This window comes from Halobellus sp. EA9 (assembly GCF_051195055.1).
Lineage (GTDB): Archaea > Halobacteriota > Halobacteria > Halobacteriales > Haloferacaceae > Haloquadratum > Haloquadratum rubicundus.
Map to the genome: position 1 here is coordinate 144,348 of NZ_JBNTJW010000007.1, position 24,183 is coordinate 168,530.

The 24,183-nt window shown below is 69.0% G+C and carries 22 protein-coding genes; 7 read left to right on the forward strand and 15 right to left on the reverse strand.

The window, feature by feature from the left end; genetic code table 11:
* Positions 1 to 13 precede the first annotated feature (13 nt).
* The 6 genes from ACQUQ0_RS10805 to gatB form a co-directional block, all read right to left on the reverse strand.
* A complete protein-coding gene (locus ACQUQ0_RS10805) occupies positions 14 to 1,318 on the reverse strand; it encodes an MFS transporter (protein ID WP_435185026.1) in 1,305 nt (434 codons plus the stop codon).
* Between the two features lie 123 nt (positions 1,319 to 1,441).
* Complete coding sequence (locus tag ACQUQ0_RS10810) at positions 1,442 to 3,970, reverse strand: DNA topoisomerase I (protein ID WP_435185027.1); 2,529 nt, start codon at positions 3,968 to 3,970, stop codon at positions 1,442 to 1,444.
* 112 nt (positions 3,971 to 4,082) lie between these two features.
* Positions 4,083 to 4,742, reverse strand: coding sequence for a DUF1641 domain-containing protein (locus tag ACQUQ0_RS10815; protein ID WP_435185028.1), 660 nt, complete (start codon positions 4,740 to 4,742; stop codon positions 4,083 to 4,085).
* A complete protein-coding gene (locus tag ACQUQ0_RS10820) occupies positions 4,743 to 5,885 on the reverse strand; it encodes an NAD(P)/FAD-dependent oxidoreductase (RefSeq protein ID WP_435185029.1) in 1,143 nt (380 codons plus the stop codon).
* Positions 5,886 to 5,891: 6 nt separating this feature from the next.
* Complete coding sequence (locus ACQUQ0_RS10825) at positions 5,892 to 6,134, reverse strand: sulfurtransferase TusA family protein (RefSeq protein ID WP_435185030.1); 243 nt, start codon at positions 6,132 to 6,134, stop codon at positions 5,892 to 5,894.
* Positions 6,135 to 6,324: 190 nt separating this feature from the next.
* Positions 6,325 to 7,815, reverse strand: a complete 1,491-nt coding sequence (gene gatB, locus ACQUQ0_RS10830) for an Asp-tRNA(Asn)/Glu-tRNA(Gln) amidotransferase subunit GatB (RefSeq protein ID WP_435185031.1) — start codon at positions 7,813 to 7,815, stop codon at positions 6,325 to 6,327.
* 93 nt (positions 7,816 to 7,908) lie between these two features.
* Between gatB and ACQUQ0_RS10835 the strand changes: the two genes are divergently transcribed.
* From ACQUQ0_RS10835 to ACQUQ0_RS10850, 4 genes are all read left to right on the forward strand, one after another.
* Positions 7,909 to 8,790: a prolyl oligopeptidase family serine peptidase gene (locus ACQUQ0_RS10835; RefSeq protein ID WP_435185032.1), complete on the forward strand. Its 882-nt coding sequence runs from the start codon at positions 7,909 to 7,911 to the stop codon at positions 8,788 to 8,790.
* Between the two features lie 119 nt (positions 8,791 to 8,909).
* A complete protein-coding gene (locus tag ACQUQ0_RS10840) occupies positions 8,910 to 9,398 on the forward strand; it encodes a DUF7518 family protein (protein ID WP_435185033.1) in 489 nt (162 codons plus the stop codon).
* Between the two features lie 30 nt (positions 9,399 to 9,428).
* Positions 9,429 to 13,022 carry a chromosome segregation protein SMC gene (gene smc, locus ACQUQ0_RS10845; protein ID WP_435185034.1) on the forward strand — a complete coding sequence of 1,198 codons (3,594 nt, stop codon included), beginning with the start codon at positions 9,429 to 9,431 and terminating at the stop codon, positions 13,020 to 13,022.
* Positions 13,015 to 14,064 (forward strand): segregation/condensation protein A, encoded by a 1,050-nt coding sequence (locus tag ACQUQ0_RS10850; protein WP_435185035.1) that lies wholly within the window; start codon positions 13,015 to 13,017, stop codon positions 14,062 to 14,064. Before smc ends, ACQUQ0_RS10850 begins: the two co-directional genes overlap by 8 nt.
* A 21-nt stretch (positions 14,065 to 14,085) precedes the next feature.
* Here the strand turns inward: ACQUQ0_RS10850 and mtnP are convergent, their stop codons facing one another.
* The 3 genes from mtnP to ACQUQ0_RS10865 form a co-directional block, all read right to left on the reverse strand.
* Complete coding sequence (mtnP, locus tag ACQUQ0_RS10855; protein ID WP_435185036.1) at positions 14,086 to 14,946, reverse strand: S-methyl-5'-thioadenosine phosphorylase; 861 nt, start codon at positions 14,944 to 14,946, stop codon at positions 14,086 to 14,088.
* Between the two features lie 217 nt (positions 14,947 to 15,163).
* Positions 15,164 to 16,120 (reverse strand): AEC family transporter, encoded by a 957-nt coding sequence (locus ACQUQ0_RS10860; protein ID WP_435185037.1) that lies wholly within the window; start codon positions 16,118 to 16,120, stop codon positions 15,164 to 15,166.
* Between the two features lie 88 nt (positions 16,121 to 16,208).
* Entirely contained in the window at positions 16,209 to 16,916 is a 708-nt protein-coding gene (locus ACQUQ0_RS10865; RefSeq protein WP_372387511.1) for a phosphoribosyltransferase, read from the reverse strand.
* A 105-nt stretch (positions 16,917 to 17,021) separates the two neighbouring features.
* Here ACQUQ0_RS10865 and ACQUQ0_RS10870 point away from each other — a divergent pair, with 105 nt between their 5' ends.
* A complete protein-coding gene (locus tag ACQUQ0_RS10870) occupies positions 17,022 to 17,921 on the forward strand; it encodes a PhzF family phenazine biosynthesis protein (RefSeq protein WP_435185038.1) in 900 nt (299 codons plus the stop codon).
* A 12-nt stretch (positions 17,922 to 17,933) separates the two neighbouring features.
* On the opposite strand, the gene ACQUQ0_RS10875 is transcribed toward ACQUQ0_RS10870, so the two are convergent.
* Genes ACQUQ0_RS10875 through ACQUQ0_RS10895 form a run of 5 tightly spaced genes read right to left on the reverse strand, consistent with a single transcriptional unit; the run spans position 17,934 to position 20,187 of the window.
* Positions 17,934 to 18,692 carry a proteasome assembly chaperone family protein gene (locus tag ACQUQ0_RS10875; RefSeq protein ID WP_435185039.1) on the reverse strand — a complete coding sequence of 253 codons (759 nt, stop codon included), beginning with the start codon at positions 18,690 to 18,692 and terminating at the stop codon, positions 17,934 to 17,936.
* A 4-nt stretch (positions 18,693 to 18,696) separates the two neighbouring features.
* Positions 18,697 to 18,879, reverse strand: coding sequence for an RNA-protein complex protein Nop10 (locus tag ACQUQ0_RS10880; RefSeq protein ID WP_435185040.1), 183 nt, complete (start codon positions 18,877 to 18,879; stop codon positions 18,697 to 18,699).
* Between the two features lie 4 nt (positions 18,880 to 18,883).
* The gene (locus tag ACQUQ0_RS10885; RefSeq protein WP_435185041.1) at positions 18,884 to 19,681 is read right to left on the reverse strand and encodes a translation initiation factor IF-2 subunit alpha; all 798 of its coding nucleotides are present in this window, start codon (positions 19,679 to 19,681) and stop codon (positions 18,884 to 18,886) included.
* 24 nt (positions 19,682 to 19,705) lie between these two features.
* Positions 19,706 to 19,903 carry a 30S ribosomal protein S27e gene (locus tag ACQUQ0_RS10890; protein WP_372387502.1) on the reverse strand — a complete coding sequence of 66 codons (198 nt, stop codon included), beginning with the start codon at positions 19,901 to 19,903 and terminating at the stop codon, positions 19,706 to 19,708.
* 2 nt (positions 19,904 to 19,905) lie between these two features.
* A complete protein-coding gene (locus ACQUQ0_RS10895; RefSeq protein WP_103992813.1) occupies positions 19,906 to 20,187 on the reverse strand; it encodes a 50S ribosomal protein L44e in 282 nt (93 codons plus the stop codon).
* Positions 20,188 to 20,347: 160 nt separating this feature from the next.
* Between ACQUQ0_RS10895 and ACQUQ0_RS10900 the strand changes: the two genes are divergently transcribed.
* Together ACQUQ0_RS10900 and ACQUQ0_RS10905 are read left to right on the forward strand one after the other, a co-directional pair.
* Positions 20,348 to 20,605, forward strand: a complete 258-nt coding sequence (locus ACQUQ0_RS10900) for an HAH_0734 family protein (protein ID WP_435185042.1) — start codon at positions 20,348 to 20,350, stop codon at positions 20,603 to 20,605.
* 60 nt (positions 20,606 to 20,665) lie between these two features.
* Positions 20,666 to 21,742, forward strand: coding sequence for a hypothetical protein (locus ACQUQ0_RS10905; protein ID WP_435185043.1), 1,077 nt, complete (start codon positions 20,666 to 20,668; stop codon positions 21,740 to 21,742).
* Here the strand turns inward: ACQUQ0_RS10905 and ACQUQ0_RS10910 are convergent.
* The gene (locus ACQUQ0_RS10910) at positions 21,690 to 24,167 is read right to left on the reverse strand and encodes a DUF2298 domain-containing protein (RefSeq protein WP_435185044.1); all 2,478 of its coding nucleotides are present in this window, start codon (positions 24,165 to 24,167) and stop codon (positions 21,690 to 21,692) included. The genes ACQUQ0_RS10905 and ACQUQ0_RS10910 overlap by 53 nt on opposite strands.
* Positions 24,168 to 24,183 lie beyond the last annotated feature (16 nt).

Genomic DNA, 24,183 nt, shown 5'->3' on the forward strand with positions numbered 1-24,183 from the left:
GAGGCGGCCGCCGCTACTCCTCTGCGACTGCCGCGGCCGGGCCCGCACCGCCGCCGGGTTCGTCCGAAAGCGACTCGCGGACCTGCGAGTAGACGAGGACGAGCGCCGCGAGCGCCGCGACGGCGCCGACGGTGAAGGGCGTCGCGAAGCCGCCGAGGTTGTAGAGGAACCCCGAGGCCAGCGGGCCGACCGCGACGCCGAGGCCGAACGCCATCGTCAGCACCGAGAGCGTGCTCCCGGACTGGCCCTCGCCCGCGAGGTCACCCGCGAGCGCGAGCGACGGCGCGAACACGAGCGCGACCGCGACCCCCTGGAGCAATCGGGCGCCCAGCATCGTCAGCGGCGTCGTGACCACGCCCTGGGCGAACACCGAGGGCACGAGGAGCACGAAGCCCGCCAGCAGGAACGGGCGCCGGCCGTAGGCGTCGCTGGCGTTGCCGATGGGGATCTGGAGGAGCACGTTCGCGATGACGACGGCGGCGAACTGGACGCTGAAGAGGAAGGTCCCCTCGCCGAGCCGGGCGCGGATCGGCGCTTCAAGCGGCGCGAACAGCGCGATCGTGGCCGCCATGAAGAAGGTGCCGACGCCGAGGACGAACACCGAATCGAGCAGACGAGGGCCGCCGCGGTCGAGGATCCGGATCGAGAGGTCATCGCCAGCCTCGGCGTCGACCGAGGGCGGGTCGTCCACGACCGCGGCGACGAGCAGGAAGCTCACGATCGCGCCCAGCACGGCGATGCCGAACGCGGCGTTGAAGCCGGAGAGCGCGCCGAACGGCGTCGCGTACGGACCGAACCGGATGACGAGGCCGGCGACGATCGGCCCGAAGCCGAACCCGATCAGCCGGAAGGTGTTGAAGACGCCGAAGTTGCCGCCGCGCTCGCGGTCCGAGCGGGCGTAGTCGTTGACGAGCGCGACCGTCGCCGGGACGCTGAACGCCGCGCCGACGCCCTGGAAGCCCCGCGCGAGCAGGACCGCCCAGTAGTTGCTCAGGAAGGGGTAGGCGACGCTCCCGATCGCGAAGAGCACCAGCCCGAACAGGACGAACGCCTTCCGCCGGCCGGTCCGGTCCGACAGGCGGCCGGTGAACGGCTGGCCGAAGCTGTTGAGAAAGCCGAACAGCGAGAGGACGAACCCGATCAGGAACTCCTCGCCGACGACGAAGCCGAGGAGGTTCCCGCCGACGAGTGCGTCGATCGAGACCTGTCCGCTGGCGATGTAGAGGGGCAGCACGATGATGAGAAAGGAGTTCCCCAGGGCGTCGGCCATCCGGGCGAGACCGAGAGCGATCACCCGCTCGTCCGTGTCGCCGATCATCGGTCGGGGTCACCTCCGGACGACGCTGTCGGGGCGGTCGCCTGTGCCGTCGATCGCATCGGATGGGAAAAGCGACGCCAGACGGAAGGCCGTTTGCAATCCGGCGGGCTTCGAATACCGGAGTCAGTCCGCGTCGGCCTGCCACTTCCGCACGGTGTCGGGGCCGACGCCGTCGACCCGCTCGGCGAGGGCGTCGGGCTCGGCGGACTTCAGCGAGTCGACGTCCTCGACGCCCGCGTCCTTCAGTTTCTCCGCCGTCTTCGAGCCGATGCCGCTGACGCTCTCTAGGTCGGTGCCGCTCTCGTGCTGTTCGGCCTGGTACTCGCGGTAGTTGCAGATCGGACAGCCGAGCTCCCAGGGCTCGCTGTCGTCGTCGTAGACGATCCGGAGCTCCGGGAGGCCGTGTTCGTCACAGGTCGCGTCCGTCACCTCGACGTCGCCGCGGCGGGGGAGGGGAAGCGAGTAGTCGCAGTCGGGATAGCGCGTGCAGCCGACGAGCCGCGAGCCCGAGCGGAGGCGCTTGATCGCGAGTTCGCCCCCGTGTTCCTCGCCGCAGTCGGGACACGGCCCGATCACCAGATTCTCCTGCTCGTCGGCCTCCTCGGCCTTGCAGAGCGGACAGCCGTGGACGAACGTCTTCCGGCCGGCCAGCATCTTGACGTGGTGGAGGCCGTGGTCCTCGCAGGTCTCTTCGAGCAGCAGGGGCTTGCCCGTCGAGGGCAGCGGCAGCGTGTTCTCGCAGTCGGGGTAGGAGTCACAGCCGATGAAGTACGAGCCGCGCCGGCTCTTTCTGATCACCAGGTCGCCGCCGCACTTGGGGCATTCCCCCACGGTTTTGTCGGCCTTCAGCGACTCCTGGAGGTGTTTTCCGACCTCCTCGCCGGACTCCATCAGCCCCTCGAAGACGGCGTCGAGCATCTCTCGGGACTCGGCGGTCACCTCCTCCAGGCTGGCCTCGCCGCGGGCGATGGCCTGCATGTCCTGCTCCAGGTGGGCGGTCATCTCCTCGCTCACGATCCGGTCGGCGAACTCCTCGGCGGCCTCGACGACGGCGCGCGCCAGGCGGGTCGGCCGCGGCGGGTCGCTCTCGATGTAGCCACGGTCGTAGAGCTTCTGGATGACGTCGTGGCGGGTGGCCTTGGTGCCGATGCCCATCTGCTCCATCGTCTCGATGAGCCGCGACTGGCCGTAGCGCCGCGGCGGCTGGGTCTGCTTCGCCTCGAACGCGGTGTCGGTGACGGCCAGCTCCTCGCCCTCGGTCACGTCGGGAACGAACGACTCGCTGGCGTTGGAGTAGGGGTAGACCGCGTGGTAGCCCGGCTCCAGGAGGCGCTTGCCGTTGGCCTTCAGCGAGAGTTCGTCCTCGTCGCCCCCGACGACGGCGACGACCCGGAGGTGCTCCCAGGTGGCCGGCTCGGCGACGGTCGCGAAGAACCGCCGGACGACGAGCTCGTAGACCTCCCACTCGTCCTCCGTGAGGTCCGACCGGCCCGGCAGTTCGCCCGTCGGGTGGATCGGCGGGTGGTCCGTCGTCTCCTCGTCGCCCGAAGTGGGCTCGATCGACTCCTGTTCCAGGAGGGAGTCGGCGTCGTCGCCGAAGGTCCGGGTGCCGGTGAAGGAATCGAGCAGTTCGCGGGGGTCCAGGTCGTCCGGGTAGACCGTGTTGTCCGTCCGGGGATAGGTGATGTAGCCGGCGGTGTAGAGGTCCTCGGCGATGCTCATCGCGCGCTGGGCGGAGTAGCCGAGCGAGCCCGCCGCGCGGATGAACTGGGTGGTGTTGAACGGCGCCGGCGGGTCGTCGGTCCGGGTGCGCCGGCGGACCGACTCGACCGTCGCCGTCGACGCCGACTCCAGGGTCTCGTAGGCGGCCTCGGCGGCGGCTTCGTCCCAGACGCGCTCGGCCTCGTTTCCGTCCTCGTCGAGGTAGAAGTACTGCGCCTCGAAGGCGCCGTCGCTCCCCTCGTCCTTTTCGAGGTCGGCGAACAGCTCCCAGTAGTCCTCGGGGTCGAACGCCTCGATCTCGCGCTCGCGGTCGACGATGAGCTTCAGCGTCGGCCCCTGGACTCGTCCAACAGAAATGAAGTCGTCGCCCAGTTGGCGGGCCGAAAGCGAGAGGTAGCGAGTGAGCGCCGCGCCCCACACGAGGTCGACGATCTGGCGGGCCTCGCCCGCGGCCGCGAGGTCGAAGTCGAGCTCGTCGGGGTTCGCGAACGCCTCCCGGACCTCGTTTTCGGTGATCGACGAGAAGCGGACGCGGTCGACCGGGACGTCCTCGTTGACCTCGCGGACCAGCTCGTAGGACTCCTTGCCGATGAGTTCGCCCTCGCGATCGTAGTCGGTCGCGATCACGACGTTGCCGGCGCGGCGGGCGAGCCGGCGGAGCGCCGCGACGATGTTCTCCTGGGTCGGGTGCTTGTCGATCGGCGCGTCGATCAGCTCGACCGGCTCGACGTCGCGCCAGTCGTTGTACTCCGGCGGGAAGTCGACGCCGACGACGTGGCCGGAGAGGCCGATGCAGCGCTTGCCGCCCCACTTGTAGACGTTGACGCCGTTGAGGCGGTCGGCCTCGGCGGACCCGCCGCTCAGGATGTCCGCGATCCGCCGAGCGGCGTTGTCCTTCTCGGTGATGATGAGTTCCGGGCCCTGGCTCATTGGAGGCCGCTAAGCGGGGGGTCGGCCTAAACCTTTCGCGGCGGAGGCGGAGAAATCGACCGACAGCGCGCCCGTGCGCGCGGAACAGGATCGAAGTGGCCCGTGGTGGCTCTCACCGCGAGCCGGTCGTCTCATCCGCCTGCGCCCGACCGACGGCGCCCGCCAGCGAGAGGAGGTACCCGAGCCCGTACTGGACCTCGGGGTCGCGGGTCGCCTTCAGCAGGCCGACGGCGCCGACGCGTTCGGGCTCCGCGCGCTCGGCCTCGCCGACGCCGCTCAGCATCGTCTCCAGGCCGTTCCGCACGTCGTCGTCGCCGGCAGTCTGTGCGACCTCGCCAAGGGCCGCCCCGGTTCCCGAGAGCGAGCGGACCATCTCGTCGTCCAGCGCGCTCGACAGGAGCGAGATCACGGACGCGATCTCGACCAGGTCGTCTAAGGCACCGCTTCGTTGGAGTTCGAGCACCGCCTCCAGCGCCTCGCGGAGGTCGTCGCCGTTCTCGCCGACGGTCTCGGCCAGCGCCACCGTCTCGTCGGTCGCGAGGCCGTCCGCGGACTCCGCGAGCGTCGCGCCCGTGGAAGCGAGTTCGCGCGCCATCTCGTCGGAGAGGGCGTTCCCACCGAGTGCGAGGACGTCGAGCAGTTCGTTGACGGCGTCCAGCCGCCGGACGAACGCGGCGACGGCCTCGGGATTCTCCTCGATGGCCGATTCGAGGTCGGCGTGGTCGGCGAGGGGCGCGTCCTCGCCGGCGTCGTCGGGTTCGGCGTCGGACATCTACAACAACCCCCGTGCGGTGAGCCAGTACGCCTCGTTGTACCCCAGCTTCGACCAGTGGAGCTTCTGGGAGGGCGGCGCGGGCGACGGCGGATTCTCGTAGTCGAACTCCACGAACGAGGCCGCGTCCATCCCGGTCTCGATGAAGCAGAGCGTCTTGCCGTCGTAGGTCGCCGTCGCGGGCCGGCCGCGGACCTCGCTGGTGAGCCGCTGGCCGGCGACGCCCGCCTGGTAGTGGGCGACGCTCCCCGCGTTGGGGACGCCCGTATCGGCGGTGTCGCCGAGCGCGTAGACGTTCTCGGCGTTCGCGGCCTCCAGCGTGTGCTTGTCGACGTCGACCCAGCCCCGATCGCCCAGGCCGGCGTCGGCGATCAGGTCGACGCTGCGGTGGGGCGGGATCGACACGAGGAGGTCGTAGTCGAGTTCGGTGCCCTCCATCGAGGTGACTGTCCCGGCCTCGGGGTCGACTTCCTCGGCGTTGAAGAACGTCTCCACCTCGATGCCGCGCTCGTCCATCAGGGGCCGCGCCCACTCCGCGATGTGGGGGTTGCCGTGGACGCGCTGGATCGGGTACGTGTAGGTGATCTCGACGTCCTCGCGGAGCCCGCGCTCGCGGAACCAGTCGTCGGCCATAAACACGAACTCCAGCGGCGCGGCCGGACACATATGCGGCGTGCCGATCACGCTCAGGACGAGCCGGCCCTCGGTGAACGACAGCAGTTCCTCGCGGAGCGCCGTCGCCCCCGACTCGCTGTAGTAGTCGTGCCCGCCCTCGGGGAGGCCGGGAATCTCCGCGGGCGCGAGCGTCGACCCCGTCGCGAGGACGAGATAGTCGTACGCTTCGCTCCCGCCCTCGCGGTACTCAATTTCTTGTGCGTCAGTGTCAATACTAGTCACGCGGTCGATCCGGAGATCGACGGCGTCGTTAACCAGCTCGGCGAGGCGTCGTCGCCCGTCCGCCGGCTCGCGCTGGCCGAACGGGACGTAAAGCCAGACCGGCTTGTAGACGTGGTCCGGATCGTCGTTGATCAGCGTGACCCGGACGTCGCCCGCGTCGAGTTCGGCGCCGAGCCGGTCGGCGAGGTCGTTCGCGAGGACGGTCCCGCCGGTCCCGCCGCCGACGATGGCGATGTGTTCAGTCATCGTCGATCACGCCTTCTCGACGTAGATCTCGTAGTAGTCGTCGATCTCTTCGGTCGCGAGCACCTCGTTTCCGGACTCGTCGGCCCACTCGGGGACGTCGGTGAGCGACTGGTCGTTGTCGCTCAACAGCCGGATCACGGTCCCCGAGTCGGCGCCGCGGATGGCGCCGATGAGGTCCATCAGCGGGCCGGGGCAGGCGGCGCCTCGCGCGTCGACGGTCTCGTCGGGTTCGATTGTGGATTCGGTCATACGCGTGGACGTTCGACCCGCGCCCTATTAGTATTGTGCAGCAATTCCAATATAACGAGAAAAGATAGAAGGCGACGTGGGACCGTCTCGCAGGGGAGGTCCGACGAAGAAAAGGCGGCGCCGAGGACGAGAAACGAGACGAGACAGGACGAGACGGGACGTTCGCGGCGGACACCCGACGCTCGACGCTTTACTCGTCGAGTTCGTCGCGGAGCAGCTGGTTCACGTCGCCGGGGTCGGCGCTGCCGCCGGTCTTCTGCATCACCTGCCCGACGAGGAAGTTGATCGCGCCGCCCTCGCCGGCGTGGTAGTCCTCGACGGCGTCGGGGTTCTCCTCGATCGCCTCCGCGACGGCGACGGCGACCTCGTCGTCGTCGGCGGTGCCGAGGTCCTCGGCCTCGATGATCGCGTCCGGGTCGTCGCCGTCGTCGAGCATCCGCCGGAGGACGATCTCCTCGGCGTTCTTGGTCGTGATCTCCTCCTCGGCGACGAGTTCGACGAGGCGCGTGAACTCCCCGAGGCGGTGGTCGACGTCGGTGATCGACATATCGCGGTAGTTCAGTTCCCCGAGGAGGTTGTCCGCGACCCACGTCGCCGCCAAGTCCGGATCGAACTGCTCGGCGACGTCCTCGAAGAAGTCCGCGACCTCCTTGGTCGAGGTGAGCTTCGCGGCCGACTCCTGATCGAGGCCGTACTCCTCGCGGAAGCGCTCGCGGCGGGCGTCGGGGAGTTCCGGGATCGCGATCTTCTCCTTCCAGTCGGAGACTTCCAATGGCGGGAGGTCGGCCTCGCGGAAGTAGCGGTAGTCCTTTTCTTCTTCCTTCGAGCGCATCGAGACGGTGATCCCCCGCGACTCGTCCCAGTGGCGCGTCTCCTGTTCGACCGCGCGGCCGCGCTGGACGGCGTTCTTCTGTCGCGTCACCTCGTAGGCGAGCGCCTGTTCTGCGCCCTTGTGGCTGGAGATGTTCTTCACCTCGGTCCGGTTCGCGGCCTCGAGCGACTCGACGGCGATGGATCCGTCGTCGTCGACCTCCTCGGCGGGCACGAGCGAGATGTTGGCGTCGACCCGGAGCGAACCGTCGCGCGTGGAGTCGAAGACGCCGAGGTATTCGAGGACCTCCTCCAGTTTGGCGAGGAACGCGCGGGTCTCCTGGGGGCTGCGGAAGTCCGGCTTCGTGACGATCTCCATCAGCGGGGTGCCGGCGCGGTTGTAGTCGACGAGCGTGTAGTCGGCGGTGTCGATGCTGCCGCCCTTGTGCTGGAGGCTCCCGGGGTCCTCTTCGAGGTGGGCGCGCTGGATGCCGATCTCGCGGCGCTCGCCCTCGACGGAGATCTCAAGGGTCCCGTCGGCGCAGATCGGCGCGTCGTACTGCGTGATCTGGAAGTTCTTGGGGAGGTCGGGGTAGTAGTAGTTCTTCCGGTGGAAGCGGGTGTGCTCGGCGACGTCGGCGTCGAGGGCCTTGCCGACCTTGACGGCGGCCTCGACGGCCCCCTCGTTCAGGACGGGCAGGGCGCCGGGCAGGCCCAGACAGACGGGACAGGTCCGGCTGTTCGGCTCCTCGTCGTCGGCCGGTTCGGTCGAGCACCCGCAGAAGATCTTCGTGTCGGTCTCGAGCTGGACGTGGACCTCCAGCCCGATGACGGTGGCGAGATCCCGCTGGGAGAGCGCCTTCGCGGTCATTACCGGCCGGTTCGACGTAGCGCGGCTAAAGGCTAACGGGACCGGGATAGCAAAGCGAAACCTATTCCGCGCCGCGCGGAGACGGCAGGAGCGATGACCTCCGGCCTCGGCGACGCGACGCCGATCGACGTCGACCGCGGGGTGCCGTTCGCGGCGCCCGAGGGGACGACGCTGCGCCTCGACCTCTACCGCCCGGGTCGGCCGCGCGGATCCCCCGCGGGAACCGATCCGGCCGCCGCCCGCCGCGCCGCCGTCGTGTTGGTGCCGGGCCGGGACTGGCGATCGCCGGACCGCGGCCAGTGGGCCCGCTACGCGCTCGACCTGGCCGAGCGAGGGTACGTCTGCGCCGTCCCGGAGTACCGCGGGAGCGACGCGGCGACCTTCCCAGCGCAGGTGCGGGACCTGAAGGCCGCAGTCAAGTGGCTCCGTGCGCGCGGCGGCGATATGGGGATCGATCCGGCCCGGATCGGGGCGTTCGGCCACGGCGCCGGAGCGCACCTCGCGGTGCTCGCGGCGCTTTCCGCCGGCGACGACGAACTGGCGCCGCGGGCGACGGCGTTCGCGGAGTCGACGCGCGAGGGCGCCGCGGCCGCGAGCGACGCGCTGGCGGCCGTCGTCGGCGTCGCGGGCACGTACGCGCTCGAACACCAGCCCGAGACCGACGCCCTCGTCGCGCTCCTCGGCGGGGACCGCGAGGCCGAGCCCGAGGCCTGGAAGCGGGCGTCGCCGTCGACGTACCTCGGCGCGGACGGCGCGACTGACGACCGGCGCCAGCCGCCGGTCCTGCTCCTCCACGGCGAGGACGACGACGTCGTCCCCCCGATGTGCTCGGAGCTGTTCTACGACCTCCTGGAGGCCCGCGACGCGCCCGCGGACTGCGTCGTCGCCGCGGACGCCGGCCACGACCTCTACGAGACCCAGCGGGCGTTCGTCCTGGAGTGGACCGCGGGCTTCCTCGATCGGCACCTCCGGTAGCGCCGGGAGGTGGTCGGCGGAACGGTCCGTGGTCCGCCCTCACACATTCACGAGAACTATCATTTTCCGGGTAGGTGTCTGACGTACGTTTATGTGGCCGGAGACGGGCTATCTACCCTATGAGCAACCGCGTGGAGGAACTGGAGTCGAAGGTCGCCGAGCTACAGGCCGCCGTCAACGGACTGACAGAAGAGCTCGTCGAGACGAAAGAGCGGGTGCGGCTCCTCGAAGAGGAGATCGAGGTCGACCTCGCGGCCGGGAGCCGCCCGGTCGGTCACGAGCCGCAACAGGGGGTCGAGCAGGGCGCCGACGCCGTCGAGTCGACTGCCGATGCGACCGCGACAGCGGAGGCCGCCCAGGAGACGGCCGACGAGGAGCCGGCGGGGGGGCCGCTCTCCGAGTCGCCCGCGCAGGCCGAGTCGCGGCGGGAGACCTCCGCGCAGACCGCCGACGACGCCGACTTCATCGACGCCGACGCGGACGAGCAGATCCCGAGCGAGGTCGGCCCCGAGGGGCGGACCGACGCCGCGGGCGACGGGGATAAGGCCGACGACGCCGAGAGTGAGGACGAGGCGGCGACCGAAGACGACGACATCATCGTCGCGTAATCGGGCGCTCCGCCCGCCACGAGCACATCCATGCACATCAAAAAGCTCGTCCTCGACGGTTTCAAGAGCTTCGGGCGGACCACCGAGATTCCGTTCTACGAGGACTTCACGGTCGTCACGGGGCCGAACGGCTCCGGGAAGTCGAACATCATCGACGGCGTGCTGTTCGCGCTGGGGCTCGCGCGGACCCGCGGTATCCGCGCCGAGAAGCTCACAGACCTCATCTACAACCCCGGCCACGCCGACGGCAGCGACGGTGACGCGGCCCCGACCGGCCCGAACGAGGCGACGGTCACGGTCGTCCTCGACAACGGCGACGGCACGCTCGACCGCTCGCAGGTCGTGAACGCCGCCGGCAGCGAGGACGTCGGCGACGTCTCCGAGATCGAGGTCAGGCGGCGCGTCAAGGAGACCGAAGAGAACTACTACTCCTACTACTACCTCAACGGCCGCGCCTGCAACCTCTCGGACATCCAGGACCTCCTGGCGCAGGCCGGCATCACCCCCGAGGGCTACAACGTCGTGATGCAGGGCGACGTGACCGAGATCATCAACATGACGCCCCACCAGCGTCGGGGGATCATCGACGAGATCGCGGGCGTCGCGGAGTTCGACGCGAAGAAGGAAGACGCCTTCGAGGAACTTGAGGCGGTCGAAGACCGCATCGAGGAGGCCGACCTCCGGATCGAAGAGAAGGAAGACCGGCTCGAACAGCTGGCGGACGAGCGCGAGACCGCCCTCGAATACCAGTCCCTCCGGGACGAGCGCGAGGAGTACGAGGGCTACAAGAAGGCCGCAGAACTGGAAGACAAGCGCGCGGACCTCGAATCGACCGAGACGAAGGTCGAAGCAACGGAAGCGAAGCTCCAGTCCCACCGCGAGGAGCTCGACAAACGCCAGGGGCGCGTCACGCGCTTGGAGGACGAACTCGACGAGCTCACGCGGGAGATCGAACGGAAGGGCGAGGACGAACAGCTCCGGATCAAGTCCGAGATCGAGGAGATCAAAGGCGAAATCTCCCGGTTGGAAAACGAGATCGAGGCCGCCGAAGAGCGGATCGACGACGCCGAGAGCGACCGCCGGAACGCCTTCGTCCAGCTCGACCGCAAGCAGGAGCAGATCGACGAGCTCGACGAGGAGATCCGATCGGCGAAGGTCGAGAAGGCCTCGGTGAAGTCCGACATCGGCTCGCTGGAGACCGACCTCGCGGAGGTGCAGGCCGAAATCGAGAACGTCGACACCGAGTTCGACGAACTGAAGGCCGACCTCGAATCGAAGAAGGAGCGCTTAGAGGAGCTCAAGACCGAGCGCAACGACAAACAGCGCGAGAAGGACCGCCTGCTGGACGAGACCAGGCGGCGGGCAAGCGAGATCGACGAACTCGAAGCCGAGGCCCAAGAGCTCCGAGAGAAGCTCCCCGATCTGAAGGCCGAGGTCTCGGACCTCCGCTCGGAGCTGGACAAAGCCGAGACGAACGAGGCGAAGATCGAGGGGATCGTCGACGACCTCCAAGAGGAGAAATCGGAGTTGAAGAGCGACCTCAACGAGGTCGTCGAGGAGATCCAGTCCAAGCAGTCCGAGTACGCGACCCTCGAAGCCCGCGCCGGCGACGACGGCGACGACTCCTGGCCGCGGGCGGTCACGACGATCCTCAACGCCGGAATGAGCGGCGTCCACGGCACCGTCGGCCAGCTCGGCGCCGTCGACGGCGAGTACGCGACCGCCTGTGAGACCGCCGCCGGCGGCCGCCTCGCGCACGTCGTCGTCGACGACGACGGCGTCGGCTCCGACGGGATCGACTACCTCAAGTCCAGGAACGCCGGCCGCGCGACGTTCCTCCCCATCACGGAGATGGACGACCGCGGCCTCCCGTCGCTGCCGAGCCACCCCGGCGTCGTCGACTTCGCGCGCAACCTCGTCGACTACGACGCCGAGTACGAGGGCGTCTTCTCGTACGTGCTGGGCTCGACGCTCGTCGTCGAGGACATGGGGACGGCGAGGGACCTGATGGGCGACTACCGGATGGTGACGCTCGACGGCGACCTCGTCGAGCGCTCTGGCGCGATGACCGGCGGCTCCGGCGGCGGCTCCCGATACTCGTTCTCGAAGTCCGGCAGCGGCCGGCTCGAACGCCTCGCCGAGGAGATCGAAGACCTCGAAGACGAGCGCCGGGAGCTCCAGGCGGAGATCCGCGAACTCGACGAGGACATCGAGGACGCCCGCGGCCGCGCGGCCGACGCCCGAGAGCGCGTCCGAGAGGTCGAATCCGACATCGAAGACGCCGAGGCCGACGTCGCCGAGGCCGAAGACCGGATCGACGACCTCGAAGCCGAGGCCGAGGAGCTCCGCGAGGAGCGGGCCGACGTCGACGCGGAGATGCGGGAGATCGACGCCGAGATCGACGAACTTGAAGGCGAGATCGCGGAGGTCAACGGGGAAATCGACGACCTGGAGCAGGAGCTCGCCGACTCGAAGATCCCCGAGCTCACGAGCGAGGCCGACGAGATCCGCGCGGAGATCGCAGAGAAGGAAGATCGGATGGACGACCTCGACGGTCGGCTCAACGAGCTCGAACTGGAGAAGGAGTACGCCGAGGACGCCATCGACGACCTCGAAGAGACGATCGAGACGGCCCAAGAGCGGAAGGCCGACGCCCGCGACGCCATCCGCGAGAAGGAGGGCGAGATCGAGGCCCGCGAGGAGAAACTCGACGAGAAGCGCGCGGCCGTCGAGGAGCTGGAATCGGAGCTCGAAGACCTGAAGGCGGAGCGCTCGGACCTCAAGGAGACGCTGCGCGAGGCGAAGAGCGAGCGCGACACAAAGCGCGACGAGGTCGAACGGATCGAGTCGAAGCTCGATTCCCTGGAAGACACCGCCGAGCGGCTGGCCTGGGAGATCGACGAGCTCGAAAGCGAGGTCGGCGACTACGACCCCGAGGCGATCCCGGACCACGACGAGGTCGAGGCCGAGATCGAGCGCCTCACCGAGGAGATGGGGGCGCTGGAGCCGGTGAATATGCTCGCGATCGACGAGTACGACGACGTGAAGGCCGACCTGGAGGACCTCCGGGAGCGCCGCGACGTCCTCGTCGAGGAGCGCGAGGCGATCGAAGAGCGGATCGAGCGCTTCGAGGCCCAGAAGAAGGAGACGTTTATGAACGCCTTCGACGCGATCAACGGGAACTTCACCGAGATCTTCGAGCGCCTCTCCGACGGGACGGGCGAACTCCACCTCGAAGACCCCGAGGACCCGTTCGAGGGCGGGCTGACGATGAAGGCCCAGCCCGGCGACAAGCCGATCCAGCGGCTGAACGCGATGTCCGGCGGCGAGAAATCCCTGACCGCGCTCGCGTTCATCTTCGCGATCCAGCGGCACAACCCCGCGCCGTTCTACGCGCTCGACGAGATCGACGCGTTCCTCGACGCCGCCAACGCCGAGCGCGTCGGCGAGATGGTCGACGACCTCTCGGCGGACGCGCAGTTCGTCGTCGTCTCGCACCGCTCTGCCCTCCTGGAGCGCTCTGAGCGCGCCATCGGCGTGACGATGCAGGGCGACAACGTCAGCGCCGTGACGGGCATCCAACTGGGCGCCGAAGAGGAGCCGGAGGTGCCCGCGGATGACTGACTCGGCCGGCTCCGCGCCGGGAACGAAGGGCCTCGCGCGCGGTCTGGGGAGCGGCGGCGACCCCGACGCGAACGCCGACGGCGACCGTTTCCCCGGCGGCCCGGGCGACCCCTCGGGCGGGGACGTCGACGAGGACGAGGTCGAGCCGGTCGAACTGCTCGTCCAGCTCGCAGAGGAGGGCGAGATCGACCCCTGGGACGTCGACCTCGTCGAGGCGACGGACGCCTTCCTCGACGCGCTCGACGAGACCGACCTGCGGACGTCGGGGCGGGCGCTCTTCTACGCCGCGGTGCTCCTGCGGATGAAGAGCGACGCGCTGCTCGAACCCGACGAAGAGGAGGAAGCCGAACTGGAGCCGTGGGAGGAGGCCCTCGAACGCGGCGGGAGCGGCCCGATCGCCGGCGGCGCCGACGGCGACGGCGCCCCGGGGTTCGACCCCGTCGACGCGCTCGAAGCCGAGATGGACCGCCGGCTCGACCGGAAACACGCCCGCGGGTCGCCGGAGACGCTGGACGAGCTCGTCCGCGAACTCCGCGAGGCCGAGCGGGAGTCGTGGTGGAAGCGCCGCCGCGAGTACGACACCTCCGACTCGCCGCGGGGCGCCCAGCGCGGGACCCAGACGCTCGATTACCGGTCGGCCGACGACTTCCGGGACACGAACGAGCCGACCGCGGCCGACGTGACCGACACGGCCCACACCGAGGACATCGAGACCTCGATCGCCGCGGTGCGGGAGGCCGTCGAGGTCCACTACGACAACGGCCGCGACGAGGTGCTGTTCGCCGAGATCAAAGGCGCCGCCGAGACGCCGGTGACGACGTACCTCGCGCTCCTGTTCCTCTCCCACCGGGGGCAGATCCGGCTCCAGCAGGACGACCTCTTCGGCGACCTGTGGGTGCAAAACCCCGGGGCGGAGTTCGACGACGGCGACGAAGCCACCGAAACGGAGGCCGAGACGGGCGACGCGGACGTCGACGGCGCGGACGAAAACGAAGCCGACGCCGAAGCCGAGGCGCTCGCGCCGACGACTGACGACGACTGACTCTGATCCTCGATTTCGAGTTCAGTCGACGTACTCGCCGAGCAGCGGCTCCAACGCCTCTTTCGTCGAGGCAGGGATGGCATCGTCGGGCGTGTTGACGGTGCCCGCGAGCGCCGAGTGACAGTCGCACTCGTGGTCCGCGGGGAGCGCCCGGATGGCGGCCTCGACGGTCTCTTTGATCGCGGTCTCGTTCGCGGCGGCGTTCTCAAGCACCTCCTCCAGGGAGACCTCGCTGTCTTCCTTCCAGACGTCGTAGTCGGTGACGCCCGTGATCGTCGCGTAGGCCAGTTCGGCCTCGCGGGCGAGCTTCGCCTCCGGGATCGTCGTCATCCCGATGACGTCCCAGCCCTGCGAGCGGTAGAACTCGCTCTCGGCGCGGGTCGAGAATTGAGGCCCTTCGATGCAGACGTAGGTGCCGCCGCGGACGACGTCGGCGTCGGTCGCGGAGTCGGCCGCCTCGGCGAGGACGTCGTTCAACTCCGCGCAGTAGGGCTCGGCGAACTGCTGGTGGACGACGACGTCCTCGTCGAAGAACGTCAGGTCGCGGTGCTTGGTCCGGTCGTAGATCTGGTCCGGGAGCACGAGCGTCTGCGGCGGGAGGTCCTCGCGGAGACTCCCGACGGCGTTCGAGGCGATGACGTGGGTGACGCCGAGCTTCTTCAGCGCGAAGATGTTCGCGCGGTACGGCAGCGTCGTGGGCGAGTACTCGTGGTCGACGCCGTGTCGCGGAACGAAGGCGACCTCGCGGCCGGTGTCGCCGAACTCCCCGACGGTGAGCGGCGCCGAGGGCTTCCCGAACGGCGTGTCGATGTCGACCTCGCGCGTGTTCCGCAGCGGCAGGGCGTCGTAGATGCCGCTGCCGCCGATGAATCCGATGGCCATAAACGACCGTTCGGCCGCCGACGCTAAAATCCGTGGGTCTCGGGCGTTCGGGCTCGGGCTCGCGGAGATTTATGTACCAAGACGGGACCAGCGCGGGTGTGTACTGAACACGACCCCGCGTCGGGCAGCGATTGTTCGGCCCGTCGACGTGGGGACGAGTCCGTGGGCCGACTGTCAGCCACGCACACGTGCGTCACAGCCAATCGACGAGCGGAACTCACACGACGACGCCGCTCTCCAGGACGGCGATGAGCGCCGTCAGCGTGACCACCGAGACGAGGGTGGTCGCGAAGATCGCCGTCGAGACGAACTCCGTGACGGGGACGCCCGCGACCTCTCCATCGGCGAACTCCGCGGCGAGGATAACGGCCGTCACCGCCGACGGCATCGCGGATTCGAGCACGAACGTCCGCGCGACCGCGGGTTCGGAGAAGCCGACCGCGAGCGCGATGCCGATCCCGAGCAGCGGAGCGACGAGCATCTTCAGCACGACGACGCCGCCGACTGCCGACAGCGTCGAGCCGATGTCCGTCCGCGCGAGTTGGATGCCGAGCACCAGCAGCATCACCGGAATCGAAGCGTCGCCGGCGAGCTGGATCGTCGACATCGCGGAGGAGCCGGCCGGCGGCACCACGCCGATCGCACGGGCGAGCAGCGCGGCCGCGACGGCGTAGACGAGCGGCACGCCGAACACCCGGCGGAGACCGTCCAGGCGGCTCTGGGCGTTCCCGCGCGAGGCGATGTAGACGCCGACGGTCCAGATGAGGACCGACTGGACGGTGAGGAAGATGACCGCCGTCGCCCGGCCCGTCGCGCCGAACGCGAAGTTCGAGACGGGGATGCCGTAGTTGCCGGTGTTGCCGAACGCCGCGACCAGCACGATGGCTCCCAGTGCTCGTTCGGACGCGCCGAAGACCCGGCCCGCCAGCTCGGCGACGGCGATCGCGAGGGCGTGAAACGCCAGGATGGCGACGGTGATCCGCACGAGCGTCGACTCCGCGAGCGTCGTCGTCGCCAGGCTGTGGAAGATGAGCGCCGGGACGAGCACGTAGACCAAGAGCGTGTTTATCCCGTCGGTCTCGACGTCCCGAACTCGGCCGAGCAGGTAGCCGACGCCGCCGACGGCGACGATCGGGAGGATGGCGGTCGCAAAGACGGAGACCAGAGAGACCACAACGGAGGGACAGCTAGTCGCTACTCAAGCGCTTCGATCGATGGCCGACGGCGGGACGGGCGGCGCCGGAGCCGGCAGCTGAGGCTGATTACGCCCCGGAATCGTCGACGAGCCGCCACGCCGCGCCGTCGGCGGACTCGACGTAGCCGCGGCGGTCCATCTCGGTCATCACCTCGTCCATCCGGCCGGGCTGGGCGATCTCCATCTCGATCCGGTCGACGGAGTGATATTCGGAGAGGTAGTGGCGGATGTCCTCGACCTCGAAGGTCTCGGCGTCGGCTTTCTCCATCACGCCCGAGACCAGATCGATCATATCCTCGATGAAGTTCCAGGGGTAGACGATCCAGGTCCACTCTTCCAATCGTTCGCCGACGAAGTCGGGCTCGAAGGCGCTCGTCTGGAGGAGCTGGAGCGTCGCCGTCCGCACCTCGCCGGCGGCGCGGTCGGTCACGTACTCGTAGGCGCGCTCGATCGATCCGCCGGTGTCGGCGATGTCGTCGATGATGAGGACGTCCTTGCCCTCGACGCTGCCCTCCGGCATCGGGTAGCGGACCTCGGGCTCGTCGGACTTCTGGGCGGTGCCGACGTAGTGTTCCATCTTCAGGCTCGTGAGGTCGTCGAGGCCGAGGAAGTCACAGATACACCGGCCCGCGAACCACCCGCCGCGGGCCAGCGCGACGACGACGTCCGGTTCGAAGTCCGCGGCCTTCACCTGATCTGCGACGTCGCGGCAGAGCCCGTAGATGTACTCCCAGTTAGTGATCGTGCAGTTGAACTGATCGGGCAGGTCGCCCATATAGGGTCACCGTTCGGGTAAGGGTCCGGTGGGCTCCTTAATCTGTTCGTCTCGTCCAGCAGCCGGTCAGCCAGGACTTTTCATCCGGCGCGCCCTGGAGCGGGTATGGACACCCGTCGCGCGCTCCTGGTCGACGCCTTCGCCGACGAGCCGCTCGCCGGCAACGCCGCCGGGGTCGTGCCGGCGGCCGGCGACCTCTCCGAGGAACAGATGCGGGCGATCGCCCGCGAGCTCGCCGTCAGCGAGACGGCCTTCCTCCGCCCCTCGACGACTGCCGACCGCCGGCTGCGGTACTTCTCGCCGAGCCAGGAGGTCGACCTCTGCGGCCACGCGACGATCGCCACCTACGCGCACCTCCACGAGGCCGGCGAGGTCGAGCCCGGCGAGCGGACCGTCGAGACGAACGTCGGCGTCCTCGACGTCGAGGTCGAAGCCGACGGCACCGTCTGGATGAGCCAGGATCGGCCGCGCGTCGAGCGGGTCGAGGTCGACTACGACCGCCTGGGGACGGCGCTCGGTATCGACCCCGCCGCGCTCCGGGACGTCGGCGCCGACGCGCCCGTCGCGGTCGCCTCCACCGGCCTGCCGTTCCTGATCGTGCCGGTGAACTTCCTGGAGAATCTGAGCCGGGCCGACCCCGACCCCGACGCGGTCGAGACGCTCACCGACGAACACGACGTGGCGGGCGTCTACGCGTTCACCTTCGACGCGCTGGAGGGCGATTCGACGCTCCACGCCCGGGCGTTCGCGCCCTCGCTCGGAATCCCCGAGGACCCGGTCACCGGCACCGCCGCCGGGGCCTGCGGCGCGTACCTCCGCGAGGTCGGCGCCTTCGACGACTTCCCCGACGAGATGGTCTTCGAGCAGGGTCACTTTCTCGATCGGCCTGGGCGGATCCGCGTCGAAGCGAAGACGGAAGTCAGAGTCGGCGGGCGCGGCGTGACCTCGTTCGACGGGCGGCTGGCGGTACCCGACGACGAGGACGACGGCATCATCGAAGCCTGAGAAAAAAGAGACTCAGCCGATGTACCGCAGGTCGTCGTCGGTCGGCATCCCCTGCTGTTGGTTCTGCATCTCCTGGATCTTTTCGGCGACCTCCTTCATCTCCTCGGCGCGCTCTTCGAGGGAGTCGTAGCCGACCTCGAAGCCGACGACGGTTTCGAGGACTTCGAGGACCGCCTGCGCGCTCGTGGGGTCGACGAGGTAGCCGCTGGTCTCGCCCATCAGACACGCCGCGCGGCAGTCGCGGCGCTCGCCGAGGCCCAAGAGCAGGCCGCTCACGCCGACGATGCCGCCCGCGGGCTCGCCCTCGCGGAACTCCACGGCCGCGTCTTCGAGCGCCTCGATGTCGGCGGCGTCGCTGACGGCGCCGAGGACGTCCGGCTCCTCGACGAGCTCGCCCGTGGGGACGCCGCCGAGGGCGTAGATCTCGCTCACGCCGTGGGACTCGGCGACGTCGAGGAAGGCGTCGGTGAGGTGGTAGTGGCCCGAGTGCGACTGCGCCTGGTGGTCGCCGGTCAGGACCAACAGGTCGCGGTCGGCCGTCTCGACGGCGTGGAACTCCGCGCAGGCGAGTTCGGCGACGCCGTCGTCGTCGACGGCGACCTGCGGCGGGAACTCGTCGGAGAACACGCGGGCGACGACCTCGGAGTCGAACTCCTCCAGCAGGTGCTCTGCGGCCAACTTTCCGACGTGCCCGACGCCCGGGAGCCCCTCGATCAGCACCGGATCGCGCAGATCGGGCTCTGCGACCGTCTCGACCTCGATGTCGTCCATACCCTCACTCGCGGCCGCGGCGTTTAAGAGCGCGTCGGTACTCGCCGTAGGCGTCTTCGGGGTCGAACGGGGCCGGCGCGGAGTTTTCGGTCGCCGCGCCGCAGTCGGGGCAGGTATCGGAGAGCGAATACACCGGGCGGTCGTGGGCGTCGCGCCACGCCGAACAGACCCGGATGTCGGATTTCATCCGGCTACTCGTCGTCTTCGCGCCGCTCGCGGTGGTACTCCGCGGTGCCGCCGTCGGCGACGATCGAGTCGCCGGCGCGGTCGGCCGCGGCTTCGAGTGCGTCCTCGGCGGTCTTGTAGTCGGGCGCCTGCACGCGGATCCGGTACTCCGGCGCGCCGACGTAGGTGACTTCCAGATCGATCTCCTCGGGGACGTCCTCGCCTTCTGCGGCCTGGAGCGCCTCCTTGATTCGGTCGACGCCGTCGCCGGTCGGACACCGGAGGTCGACGTAGCCCGTGACGTTCACGTAGGGGACCGAGACGTTCTGGCGGGCGGTCTCGACGATCGCCTCGATCTCCTCGTCGTCGAGGTCGACGTCTTCGAGCGCGTCCGCGCCGTGGATCGCCGCCGACTCGAAGGCGTCGTAGAGGGACTCGAAATCGACGAGCAGCGCGTTCGCGATGGCGCCGTAGCGCTCGTCGGTGACGTCGTCGCCGAAGGCGATCTCCATCCAGTTGTCGGCCTTCTGCTCGTTCTTCCAGTCCTGGATCTTCTCCTTGCGCTGGTGCTCGTTTACGTCCTTGATCGAGAGGTCGATCTGCTGGGAGCCCTCGTCGACCTCGAGCACCTTCGCGACGACCGTCTGTCCCTCGCGGACGTGGTCGCGGACGTTCTTGATCCAGCCGCTCGCGACCTCGCTGATGTGACAGAGGCCGCGCTTGTCCTCGTACTCGTCGAGGTCGACGAAGACCCCGAAATCCGTGATCTCGTCGACCTCGCCGACGACGAGGTCACCCGATTCGGGCCATCCGCTGTACTTCATATATGAGAGCCTCCGAAGGGAGCCTTATGCCTCGGCCTCGGCGTCGGCCGAGCGGCGCTCGACCGTCTCGACGACCTCGCCGTGGATGTCGGCGTCGCCGCCGGTCGGCGTCGCCAGCGTCGTCCCGCAGACGGCGCAGTTGACGGTCGTCGAGGCCTTGCCGAAGACGACCTGTTCGTTGTCGCAGTCCGGACACTGCACGCGGTAGAAGTTCCCTGCCATCGTTACTCCTGGAACGTGAGTCGGCCCGCGCGCCAGCCCTCGCGCATATGGGCCTTGCCGCAGTCCGAGCAGATGTACTTCAGGTGGGTCTTCTTCGTCGGCTTGTCGCCACCGGGCACCTTCGAGAACTTCCCGGCGTTCCCGATGACCGCCTTGCCGCGGCGGGTCTGCCGCGCGTTCCACTTCATTCCGGTCGAGCGGCCCGTCCGGACCTTCTCGACCTCGTGCTCGTGGTGCCCGTCGCAGTTCGGGCAGTACGTGTTGAATCGGCGTGGCATCTCCATAGATATCGACCTTGTGCGCGTTTCGACATCGTCGGTTAAAACCCGTTTGGTTCGGAGGCGGGACCGCGAGCGGCCGTCCGGCGGCAGGGCGACGACGGCTGCCCAGCCGCGCCGAGCCGTCTCCGAAGCGATTAAGCCCCGACTGAGCCAACGGCGTGGTATGAAGAAGGTCATCATTCGCGGCGACCCGGACATCAACCGCGGCGCGACCATCGAGGTCGACGGCGAGGAGGTCGTCTGCTTCTCGATCGACCGCCAGGGCGACTACCACGGTCCGGACCGCCCGCAGCTGTGGTGTACCGTCGGTACCGAAGACGAACGGGAGACCTTCGAGAAGCGGGAGTTCGTCCCGCACTTTCTGGACGTCGTCGCGGTCGACGCCGAGGCGGTCGACGTCATCTCGAAGCGCGGCGCGTAGTTCACGGATCCGGGTGCTCCGTCCCCGGGTTTTATGTAATTTCTTCGACTATTACGGCCGATGAGCGAGCCGACAGAACAGAATCGCGAACCGCTACTGATCGAAAGGATCGCGCGCTGGCTCGGCTTCGAGCGTCTCTCCGAGTGGCTTCCGGGCGACATCTATCCCCCGTACCTCTACGTCGTGTTCTTCGTGCTCTTCGACGCCGGGGTGTTGAACGTCTACAAGCACCTCACCGGCGGGACCCACGCGCTCCTCGTCTCGCCCTCGTGGATCTCGATCCCGCTCGGGCTCCTCCTGGGCGTGTTCGGAATTCGGTATATGTCCGAACAGTACAGACGGACGGTGCGAGATCTGCGGATCGACGATCGCCTCGGTGCGGAGCACCGGGCGGCGTTCGAAGAGACCGTCCCGATCCGGGTGGAACTCGCCGTGTTCGGAATCGCCGTGGGGCTCTACTTCGCGAACTTCCTCGCGACGGGGTTCGGTACGATCGCGGCCTACGAGGGCGTGGTCGTCGCGATCGCCTCCTATCTGTTCCTGCAACCGTTCGTCTACCTGCCGATCGTCGTCGAGTTCGGCCTCGTATACTTCAGCGTCCACGTGCTGTTGCCGCGACGAATCGAGACCGCTGGCCTCGGCCTGTTCTTCTACGACCCGCGGAATATGGGCGGATTCGGATCGGTCGGCGAGCTCCTGAAGCGGTCGTATTACCTCTTTACGGCGGGACTGCTCCTCTACTTCTTCAGCAAGTACGGCCCGTGGCTCCTCTCGCAGATCGGACCCGTTCCGTATCCGGAGCCGGGGGTTTCCACGGCGGTCTTCTTCTCGGTCGCGTGGCTCGTCGGGTGTCTCTCGATCGCCTACTCGATGCTGTCGCTCCACCGGATAATGTCCGAGGAAAAGGAGACGAAGATCCGCGAACTGGAAGACGAGATGCGGGACATCATCGAGAACCCCTACGACATCAACGCGTCGTCGGTCACCGACGAATCCGAGCTGGAAGACGTCACACGGCGCCTAGAGCAAGTACGGAGTACGCGGGTCTATCCCGCGACGTTCACGATGTGGTCCCAGATCGGGATCAGCGTGCTCCTCCCGCAGGTGCTCCAGGTGGCACTTCGAGCGACGATGTGACTGCGACCCTCGGCAACGCGGCGTGGTCGACGCCGTAGATCGTCACGTCGCCCGAGCGGTGGACCACCTCGAACGCCGCCCCCGAGAACGATACCGACCCGTAGCGGGCGCGTTCATTGGGGCTCACCCAGATGTACTGCACCTCGTACTCGCGGAGTAACTCCGCGCGGACCGTCGCGTTCCCCGTGTAGATCGCGTCGACGTCGCGGACGCGCTCCCGGTAGGCTTCTCTCCCGCGGTACCCCACCTCGTGTTGCCACCCGGCGACGGTCGGCACGCCGGTCAGGCTCGACGCGGGGTTCGCGTGCCAGGAGTACATCACGCGCTCGCGCTGGTCCGATCCCCCGGGGTAGTACCGCGTCCCCGGGGCCTCGAGGATCGTCGGCTGGCCCTCCAGGTCGTCGACCCACGCGATCGCCCGGTCGTAGCCGGGGTGCTGGGTCTCCACGAACTGCGTCGCGTCCAGCGTCGCGCCGCCGGCGGGGGCGGACTGAAAGTGCGCGCCGACCGCGATGACGCCGTAGACGCTCGTCGAGGCGACGAGCAGGACCGCGAGGCCGACCGCACCGACGCGCCGCCAGGGGAAGTCGGGGGCGCGCCGGAGCCGCGAGTCGTGGTCGGGGTCGGCGTCACTCCCCGCGGCCCGTTCGCGGTCGAAGGTGCCCAGGACGAGCCCGGGGAAGGCGACGCCCATCGCCGTGCCCCAGAAGACCCACACCTGCATATACGTCTTGAACACGGTGTTCATCCGGCCCGGTCCGGCCTGTTCCTTCACGTAGACCAGTTCGACGAGCGTGACGAGTCCCGCGCCGGCGACGACGAGGACGGCCTCGTAGCCCAGCGACCGCGACGCGCGCAGGCCGACCCACGCGAGCACGAGGATCGGCACCGACACGGCGAGCGCCGCGAAGCCGATCCGGTGGCCGATGTACGCGGCCCAACCGACCGCGAGGACGAGCGCCCAGGCGCACTCGATGCGCACCCGCGCGAGGAGGTACGCGGCGAAGCCGACGACGAACGCGCCGTGGACGATGAGGAGGCCGCCGAAGCCGCTCCGCATCGCTGGGCCGAGGAACTCGATCGAGCGGCCGCCCGCGCCGGTCGCGGCGCCGAGCAGGAACGGCGACGCCAGCACGGCGGCGACGAGGGCCGCGACGGCCGCCGCCAGCGTCGCCGCGCCGACGCGGCGGAGTTCGGCGCGGAGCCGCGCGGGAGCCGAGGCGTCCGCAGCGACGTCCGCGTCGGTGTCGAGCCGACGCGCGAGCGCCGCCGGAAGCAACGTCGTCGGGGCGGCGGGCGCGAAGACCGCCGCGAGCCACCCGAGCGCGAGGACGCTCGGGAAGCTCCAGGTGTTCTGGACGGCCTGCCAGGCCGCGATCGGCGGGAGCACGGCGAACAGGAGCGCGCGCCGCCGCAGCAGCGCCGACTCTGGCGCCCGGTAGTACGAGTAGCCGACGGCCGCGGCCAGGAGCAGCGTCGGCGTGCCGATCATGTGCGCGTGGAGGTCGCCGTTCAGCCACGCGAACAGGGGGAACTCGTTGATCGTCCCCGGGATGATCCGCGAGGCGCTCCAGTACGAGAAGGAGTCGGCGCCGGCGAGGATCCGATCGACGGTGTACTGGCTCTGTGCCGCGACCAGTTCGGCGGCCGAGCGCCGGAGCGGTTCGGGGAGCGCGAGCAGGGCGAACCGACCCGCGGTGGCGAGGTTGCTCGCGACGCCGACGAAGAAGACCGCACACGCGCCCGCGATCCGGCGCGCGCGGTGCGGGGAGAGGCCGGACAGCGACGGCAGCCGATCGGCGCCGACAGCGCCCGCGAGCTCGAAGGCGGCCGAGAGAAGCGCCGCGTAGAAGCCCGCGAGCGCGAGGTTGTAGGCGAACCTCGGCGGCATCGCGGCGAGCCACCCCAGAAGCGTCGCCGTCAGGTGGCCGCCGTAGTAGTACTTCACCGGCTCGTTCGCGAACCAGAAGTCCTCCGGCGGGAGGACGGGCGAGCGCCGGAGCGTCTTCAGGAGGCCGAAGTCGAGGAACTTCTCGCCGCCGACGGGGTAGACCGCCGGATCGAACGACCGGATCGCGACCACGAGGAGGAAGCCGACGAGGAAAACGAGCGCCGCGTCGGTGACGGCGTCGCGGTCAACGTCGACGGCCGGGCGGACCTCGCGCTCGCGGAGGGCGCCGAGATCGAGCCCCGCGAGCGCGCTCGCGACGAGGAGCGCGAGGACGCCCGATGCGAGCGCGAGCGGCCCCCACGCGAGGTGGCCAACCCAGTACGCGGGGACGCTGAGGACGACGAGCGCGATCGGAATCGCCAGCCCGGCGCCCCGGCCGCGCGCGTCGGGGAGCAGCCGCGCCGCGAGGGGGAGGCCGAGGGCGAAGAGGGCGGCATAGAGGACGAGCCAGCGGGCGACGAGGGCGTACTCCATTCTCCGTATCCCACGG

Excerpts from the sequence above, each read along its gene's own strand:
- ACQUQ0_RS10905 (WP_435185043.1), top strand. The coding sequence starts at position 20,666 with ATGAGCGAGCCGACAGAACAGAATCGCGAACCGCTACTGATCGAAAGG.
- ACQUQ0_RS10885 (WP_435185041.1), bottom strand. The coding sequence starts at position 19,681 with ATGAAGTACAGCGGATGGCCCGAATCGGGTGACCTCGTCGTCGGCGAG.
- ACQUQ0_RS10870 (WP_435185038.1), top strand. The coding sequence starts at position 17,022 with ATGGACACCCGTCGCGCGCTCCTGGTCGACGCCTTCGCCGACGAGCCG.
- mtnP (WP_435185036.1), bottom strand. The coding sequence starts at position 14,946 with ATGGCCATCGGATTCATCGGCGGCAGCGGCATCTACGACGCCCTGCCG.
- ACQUQ0_RS10900 (WP_435185042.1), top strand. The coding sequence starts at position 20,348 with ATGAAGAAGGTCATCATTCGCGGCGACCCGGACATCAACCGCGGCGCG.
- ACQUQ0_RS10890 (WP_372387502.1), bottom strand. The coding sequence starts at position 19,903 with ATGGCAGGGAACTTCTACCGCGTGCAGTGTCCGGACTGCGACAACGAA.
- ACQUQ0_RS10820 (WP_435185029.1), bottom strand. The coding sequence starts at position 5,885 with ATGACTGAACACATCGCCATCGTCGGCGGCGGGACCGGCGGGACCGTC.
- ACQUQ0_RS10865 (WP_372387511.1), bottom strand. The coding sequence starts at position 16,916 with ATGGGCGACCTGCCCGATCAGTTCAACTGCACGATCACTAACTGGGAG.
- smc (WP_435185034.1), top strand. The coding sequence starts at position 9,429 with ATGCACATCAAAAAGCTCGTCCTCGACGGTTTCAAGAGCTTCGGGCGG.
- ACQUQ0_RS10825 (WP_435185030.1), bottom strand. The coding sequence starts at position 6,134 with ATGACCGAATCCACAATCGAACCCGACGAGACCGTCGACGCGCGAGGC.
- gatB (WP_435185031.1), bottom strand. The coding sequence starts at position 7,815 with ATGACCGCGAAGGCGCTCTCCCAGCGGGATCTCGCCACCGTCATCGGG.
- ACQUQ0_RS10815 (WP_435185028.1), bottom strand. The coding sequence starts at position 4,742 with ATGTCCGACGCCGAACCCGACGACGCCGGCGAGGACGCGCCCCTCGCC.
- ACQUQ0_RS10895 (WP_103992813.1), bottom strand. The coding sequence starts at position 20,187 with ATGGAGATGCCACGCCGATTCAACACGTACTGCCCGAACTGCGACGGG.
- ACQUQ0_RS10910 (WP_435185044.1), bottom strand. The coding sequence starts at position 24,167 with ATGGAGTACGCCCTCGTCGCCCGCTGGCTCGTCCTCTATGCCGCCCTC.
- ACQUQ0_RS10805 (WP_435185026.1), bottom strand. The coding sequence starts at position 1,318 with ATGATCGGCGACACGGACGAGCGGGTGATCGCTCTCGGTCTCGCCCGG.
- ACQUQ0_RS10880 (WP_435185040.1), bottom strand. The coding sequence starts at position 18,879 with ATGAAATCCGACATCCGGGTCTGTTCGGCGTGGCGCGACGCCCACGAC.
- ACQUQ0_RS10840 (WP_435185033.1), top strand. The coding sequence starts at position 8,910 with ATGAGCAACCGCGTGGAGGAACTGGAGTCGAAGGTCGCCGAGCTACAG.
- ACQUQ0_RS10850 (WP_435185035.1), top strand. The coding sequence starts at position 13,015 with ATGACTGACTCGGCCGGCTCCGCGCCGGGAACGAAGGGCCTCGCGCGC.
- ACQUQ0_RS10835 (WP_435185032.1), top strand. The coding sequence starts at position 7,909 with ATGACCTCCGGCCTCGGCGACGCGACGCCGATCGACGTCGACCGCGGG.
- ACQUQ0_RS10810 (WP_435185027.1), bottom strand. The coding sequence starts at position 3,970 with ATGAGCCAGGGCCCGGAACTCATCATCACCGAGAAGGACAACGCCGCT.
- ACQUQ0_RS10875 (WP_435185039.1), bottom strand. The coding sequence starts at position 18,692 with ATGGACGACATCGAGGTCGAGACGGTCGCAGAGCCCGATCTGCGCGAT.